The organism is Geopseudomonas aromaticivorans, assembly GCF_019097855.1.
Taxonomy (GTDB): domain Bacteria; phylum Pseudomonadota; class Gammaproteobacteria; order Pseudomonadales; family Pseudomonadaceae; genus Geopseudomonas; species Geopseudomonas aromaticivorans.
On the sequence record NZ_JAHRGL010000035.1, the window covers coordinates 1 to 7,031 of the forward strand.

General features: G+C 40.5%; 3 protein-coding genes. All 3 read left to right on the forward strand.

Annotated features, from left to right (window positions below):
• Positions 1-122 precede the first annotated feature (122 nt).
• The 3 genes from KRX52_RS21090 to KRX52_RS13150 all read left to right on the forward strand — a co-directional run bounded on the left by KRX52_RS21090 (position 123) and on the right by KRX52_RS13150 (position 6,973).
• A complete protein-coding gene (locus tag KRX52_RS21090; protein ID WP_367890547.1) occupies positions 123-2,369 on the forward strand; it encodes a reverse transcriptase domain-containing protein in 2,247 nt (748 codons plus the stop codon).
• Between the two features lie 1,809 nt (positions 2,370-4,178).
• Entirely contained in the window at positions 4,179-5,261 is a 1,083-nt protein-coding gene (locus KRX52_RS13140) for a hypothetical protein (RefSeq protein ID WP_217682180.1), read from the forward strand.
• A 989-nt stretch (positions 5,262-6,250) separates the two neighbouring features.
• Complete coding sequence (locus KRX52_RS13150) at positions 6,251-6,973, forward strand: pol protein pepsin-like aspartate protease and reverse transcriptase (protein WP_367890548.1); 723 nt, start codon at positions 6,251-6,253, stop codon at positions 6,971-6,973.
• Positions 6,974-7,031: the final 58 nt, after the last annotated feature.

A 7,031-nucleotide genomic window follows, 5' to 3' on the forward strand; every position in this document is an offset into this window, starting at 1 on the left:
GGGTAGGACAATGGCCTATGAACTCTGAGGAGCTAGTGTCTTTAGAAAAGTTAGTACATTAACAGCTAGATGCTTGACATGTAGAGGAAACTACCTTTCCATGGAATTCTACTGTATTTGTTATCAAAAAGAAGTCAGGTAAGTGGAGAATGCTGACAGACCTGAGAGCCATAAATAAGGTAATTCAACCAATGGGCTCTCTGCAACCTGGAATGCCATTACCTTCCTTAATACCTAAAGGATGGCCTATCATAGTCATTGATCTAAAAGACTGTTTTTTCACAATACCGTTACAGGAAAATGATAGAGAAAAATTTGCATTTACTGTACCAACTCTTAATAATTCACAGCCAGTTAGGAGATATCAGTGGAGGGTTTTGCCACAAGGAATGCTAAATAGTCCTACTTTGTGTCAACACTTTGTACAGCAACCTTTGGAAATAATTCGTAAGAAATTACCACAATCTCTTGTTTATCATTACATGGATGATATTCTTTTATCAGATTCTAATAAGGAAACTTTGGAACGTATGTTTGAAATGGTGAAGGAAGTTCTGCCTCGTTGGGGATTACAGATTGCACCAGAAAAGATACAAAGAGGAGATTCTATTAACTATTTAGGTTACAAGATAGACTTACAAAGAATCAGACCTCAAAAGGTACAAATTAGGAGAGATCGGTATCAAACTCTTAATTCTCTTCAGAAATTATTAGGGGAAATTTCTCAATTACAGACGATTATTGGTGTAGAAGGACATGACTTAAAGCATTTAAAAATGGCCCTTAAAGGTGATAAGGACCTAAACAGTCCTAGAATATTATCTGATGAGGCAGAAAAAGAGTTACAATGGGTAGAAAACAGAATATTGAATGCACATGTAGATCGGATAAACCTTAATTTAGACTGTATTCTGGTTATCTTGCCATCCAGAGAATACCCTTCTGGGATTCTGATGCAGAGGGAAGACACTATATTGGAATGGATATTTCTGCCACATAAACAGAATAAAAAGTTAAAGACATATATAGAAAAGATTTCTGATTTGATTTTAAAGGGCAAATTAAGACTTCGTCAACTGACTGGAAAAGATCCAGCAGAAATTATAGTACCTTTAACTAATGAGGAAATTTCCTCCTTATGGAAGGATAATGAATATTGGCAAATAGCTCTTACTGACTTTTTGGGAACAATTAGCAACAACTATCCCAAAACTGACAGAATTAAATTCATAAAAAAGACAGTCTGGATTCTTCCACGTATTGTAAGACAAACTCCCATTTCTGGAGTTCTTACCTTCTACACTGATGCCAACAAATCAGGTAAGGCAGGTTATAAAGCAGGTGAGGTAAGTAAAGTAGTTCAAAGTCCATATACATCTGTACAGAAGGCAGAATTATATGCAATTCTCATGGTACTTATGGATTTTACAGAACCTCTTAATATAGTTACTGATTCTCAATATGCAGAGAGAGTCGTGTTACACATTGAGACTGCAGAATTCATTCCTGATAATACAGAATTAACTTCTCTGTTTTTACAATTACAGGAAACTATCAGAAACAGAAGTAATCCTATATACATTACACATATCAGATCCCATACGGGTCTGCCAGGCCCACTAGCACAAGGCAATGATGAGATTGATCGTTTATTAATTGGAAGTGTGCTAGAAGCCTCAGAATTTCATAAGAAACATCATGTAAATAGCAAAGGTTTGAAAAAGGACTTCTCCATCACTTGGCAACAAGCCAAGGAGATAGTGAGAAACTGTCCTACTTGTTCCTTTTATAATCAAACTCCATTGCCAGCAGGTTGTAATCCTAAGGGCATTCGGAGAAATGAGGTTTGGCAGATGGATGTCTTTCACTTTGCAGAGTTTGGAAATTTGAAATATGTGCATCATACCATAGACACATTCTCAGGGTTCCAATGGGCTACTGCTCTTAACTCTGAAAAAGCTGATTCTGTTATTACACACCTGCTAGAGGTGATGGCAGTTATGGGTATACCTGCACAAATAAAAACTGACAATGCTCCAGCATATGTCTCTACAAAATTGGAACAATTTTTCAAATATTATAACATAAAGCATGTTACTGGTATACCACACAATCCTACAGGACAAGCAGTGGTTGAGAGATCTAATAGAACACTTAAGGAGATGCTCAACAAACAAGCTTGGAAGACTAAACCCCCCAAACATAGGTTGCATAATGCTTTATTAACACTAAACTTTCTTAATGCCAATGAAAAAGGACAAACAGCTGCAAAAAGACACTGGACTAGGGAAAAAACTGCTGAACTCAATCAGCCGGTATACTTCAAAGATGTACTAACCTCTGTATGGAAATCAGGACATGTGTTATGATGGTGTAGGGGTTTTGCATTGGTTTCCACAGGAGAAGAAAAATTTGGATACCATCAAAGTTGATCAAGATTCGAGTTGAAAAGGACAAACCTCTCAACGAGAAGAAATGACAGGTATTCTAGTAAGGTATATCTTATAAACTAAATAGAAACCTCCCAAAGGAAAGGGAAGTGTTTTGCTTTTATCTTCACAGGAAAACTCATCTCCAGAAGGCAAAGGACACTGCATGGGTAGATACTTAAGAAGAAAAGGTAGCTATAACCATCAAACAAAAGGAACGTGCCATACGGTAAACTTTACAGCTGTCTCTCAGAGAACTCTATTTCTCTTTATTTCCTAGTCCCTATTCAATTAAACCAATGCTGGATTTAGAGGTGGATTTGGCTTTCCTCCTCTAAAATCCAAGCACGTTGTTTAACTAACTTTAGAGTTTCTGTATTGTATCAAGAAGCCAATTGATGTAATACAGAATAAAAGAAGAATTTGGGGACTGTCTTTGTCTTTTCTTGGATCTTTCTTTCAAGGTGTACACCCTCTCATAATTGTTATGCTCCCATGGTTGCCTTTCCCAGCATGTGTACATACACAAGCAAACATTTCTCTGCTAACTGTTTATGTTTGAGTCCCACACAGCCAATGAAGACCTGCCTGACAGCAATCCCTGGACACCCTGGAAAGAAAATGGGCCACAGCTCCTCGACTGCACTGGATCCAACTTGCTCCATTTCAGCTGACACTCTGGCCAGAGGTTCGGGTACTGACTTCAATCAAGTTGAGGATTTCAAGCGAGATCTTCAATCAAGTGAATCCCATCTAACATGGACTGGATACTAACATTTTCTTTCTACAGGACCCCACATGACTATCATCGTCCCATTTCAGCAGGAAGTAACTTGGAGGATGCTACGCCCCCTTTCCCCATTGTTGTCACTTAGGATAGTGTATATACCTAGTTAGGGATAGCTTCCTATTGTTTATGACTTTAGGGTTTAGTTAAAATAGATAGTTATCTTCTTATATTTTACCTTTATACTGTTAAGTTTTAATCCTCTTTTAGACTAAAAGGGGAATTGTAGGGGAAGCTGTAGCCACGCCTTCTTAGGGGCTGGCTACAAGAGTACCTGAGGGCTTGTGAGGGCGTGGTCAGAGTGAGTAGGGGGACTGCGTTTTCGGTTTCGGTTTCTCTTTGCTTCTTGCTGTACAGACTACCACCGGCTGGCTGGTTCGCTCTGTAAGTAAGGCTTTTCCCTATTAAATACCCTTATATTTCTACCTGACTCCGTATTGGTAATTTCCCACTATATCTGGTGTCAGAAGTGGGATATTGGAAACCTACACCCCATTTGGGACAGGCAGTGGGTTCCATCTGGCCCTCAGACTAGGCCCGGAAAGCACCCTCTCTCCACAGGTGTTCCTGTCTAGCAGCCGACCCACTGCAGCTGAGCTGCTCAGAACCATCCACCCAGCTGGGAGACAGTTTCTAGCTGCCTAGAGTCAAGGTAGGCCTCGGCTCTCAGCAGAGGCTTCCCATGGCTGCTTCTTTGGGAAAGCCACATCTGTTTCAATGGTTGCGGCTGTGGCCGTATACTCTCTAAGATAAGCGCAGCCAATTTTGTGACCTCTTTCCACCACTGACTGATTGCTGCCAAATGCCTCGGAATAACTGAAGGCCTGTGCTACCTGCTGGTCAAATATATTTACTGCATCTGGAGTAGAAATCAGGTAAAATTATGGCGGAATATTTATCATTTGCTAAAATTGGTAATATTTTTGCTTTTTATGTGAATTCAGTTTGAGGAGGATGTTAATGTGCCAATTACTGGCCTATATGCCGTAATGGCAGTTAGCTTGCTGGTACAAATAGTATTACTAGCCAGAGGACTCAGGAATAGGGATAAGGATAACCTCACCACCTACTTACAGGAAATAACAGCTTTACGATTAGGTCAGACCACAATTGTGCAGCAAGTGGAACAGAAATTGGATGATAAGCTTGGCTCTGTGTCCAATACACTAAAGACAGAGCTGTCTGATGAGATACAGCGTATTTATGATAAGATAAACACAGAGAGATCCTCCATGTCTGAGGCCTTAGAGGCTAGGCTGTCAGAAGACCATGACCAGCTAAAGAATATCTGTAGCCAGCTAGAAACTCAGATAGGCAATGTTACCCAGCAACTAGATGCAATGGTACAAAATACCCAGCATAGGGTTGAAGAATTGGACAATGTCATTCAATCAGTTATTGAAGCTTCCAAGGTAGCAGATCAGAAATTTGAGTCTAGATTTGAATGTTTGGAAGATAATTTACAGTACAGGGCTGACAGATTACATAGGTCCATACGGTCGATTGCTGAGGACTCAAAATCAGCAAATCATGACCTGGAATCTAGACTCCAATACCTAGAAGGCAGTTTCCATGCCATCCAGATGCTGCCTAAGGATGATCGTATTAAAGACCTAAAAAAAAAAAAACATGTAGATGAGCAGTTAGAGCAATTTACAGATTCACTAACATGCTTGGAATCTTTTATGATTAAGGAGATTGAAACTTTTCAAAAGGATATCATTACTAGGCTTAAAGATCATTGGGATGCCTCAGAAGCAGAATCACTCCAATCCCAGGCACCTACTCCACCCAGGTATCATGACTATTCTTCTAAGGTTGTTACTCGTACACCATTAGTGTACCCAGCTACCATGGTAGAAAAGCCAGCTTCTAAGAAACACCCTCAGGGACAGATGGCTTATGTATGGCAACCTATACAGCTGAAGGATCTTAAGAATATTAAAGAATCAGTTGTCTCATATGGTCTCCATAGCCCATACATAAAACAGCTATTACATTCCTGGGCAACCTTTAACACGGTGATGCCCACAGACTGGGAATGATTGGTGTCAGCTGTACTTGAGAATTCATGCCAAATCCAGTGGAAGGCATTGGTGAGAGAAGAGGCAATGCTCCTTGAGCGTCAGGGCATAAAGGTAGGTTTTATGAAGCCCCCCTAGATAAGATTCTTGGTCAAGGTATTTATGCTGACCCACAGGTTCAGGCTGAATATGATGACGATATACTGTCTCTATGCAGGAAAGCAGCATTAAATGCCTGGGATAAGGTTCGTGAGCCAGGAGAATGCCTAGAAGCTTATACCAGAATAGAACAGGGACATACAGAACAGTTCCAGGACTTCTTACAAAGGTTAACTAGGGCAGTAGTCAGATCCAGAAACAAGACAATCAATTATATATACAATAGCTTATGAAAATGCAAACTCAATATGCAAAAGAATACTTTTGCCTTTAAAGATCAGATCAGCTCCGCTAGAAGAATGGGTTTTGCATGCAGCCAACATTGACTATAATGTGCAAGATACTGGAGCTTGGGTAGGAGAAGCCATCTCCAAAGGTTTAAAACGGCAACAGGAAATTAAAAGTTCTAGAGGTGAGGATGTAAGGGCTTGGCAAGGAGAAGCACCTTACAGAGGTCAACATAGATACCAAGAGGCTAGAGGTTACTACTACTATGAACCAGAACCTTGGGTAGGAAGAGCCTTCCCCTGGAGACCACGAAGGCTCCAGGAACCTAGATGTTTCAACTGTGGTAAAATGGGACATACTAAGAGAAATTGTAGACAAATGAATTCTAACAATGCCTCATATGGAAGGCCACTGCCTTCTGGATTGTGTAGAAGATGTGGTAAGGGCAGACACTGGACCGATGAATGTAGATCGACCAGGGATTTGCAAGGAAACCTGTTAAAGCCGGGAAGCCCCAAGGGGGTGGAGGCTCAAGAAGGTCCCACCTCGAGAAAGGTCTGGTCATTCCCAGTAGCAGTGGAAGACAGTCTCTCACGGGATGAATAGATAGTTCTTTGCCTATTGTGAAAAAAGATATTGCTCTAGATGGTAGTTTGAATAGTGATGAAGAATCAAGTATGAATGGACAAAATGAGAAACGCATATTTTGGCAAGCTTCTATTAATGATAAAAGGCCTCAGTTAAAAGTGAAAATTAATAATAAAGTTATTTCTGGCTTAGTGGACACTGGGGCGGATGTAACTATTATTACTCAAAAGTCTTGGCCTCAGAAATGGCCTCTTAGAGAGGCAAATGTACAATTTTTAGGAATTGGAACTCTATCTAGAGTTCGACAGAGTGTTAACTCAGTGGTCTGCATTGGACCGGAAGGACAGAAAGGGATACTGAAACCATACGTGGCAGATATAGCTATAAATCTCTGGGGTCGTGATCTCTTACAGCAATGGAATACTCAGATTAATATTCCTCCAGTGTCAGATACAAATTATGTACAATCTTTAGATAGTAGAAAAGATCTGGTAAGACGCTATGGAAAACGGTTACCAACCATCCATGCTGTACAGAAACTAGGTACAAATGATGGACCTTCAGAGGAGCCAAAGGCCCTGCCATTGAAGTGGCTTACAGATGAACCAGTTTGGGTAGGACAATGGCCTATGACCTCTGAGAAGCTAGAGGCTTTAGAAAAGTTAGTACAGGAACAGCTAGATGCTGGACACATAGAGGAATCTACAAGCTCTTGGAGTTCTCCTGTATTTGTTACCAAAAAGAAGTCAGATAAGTAGAGAATGCTGACAGACCTGAGAGTCATAAATAAGGCAATTCAACCAATGGGCTCTATGC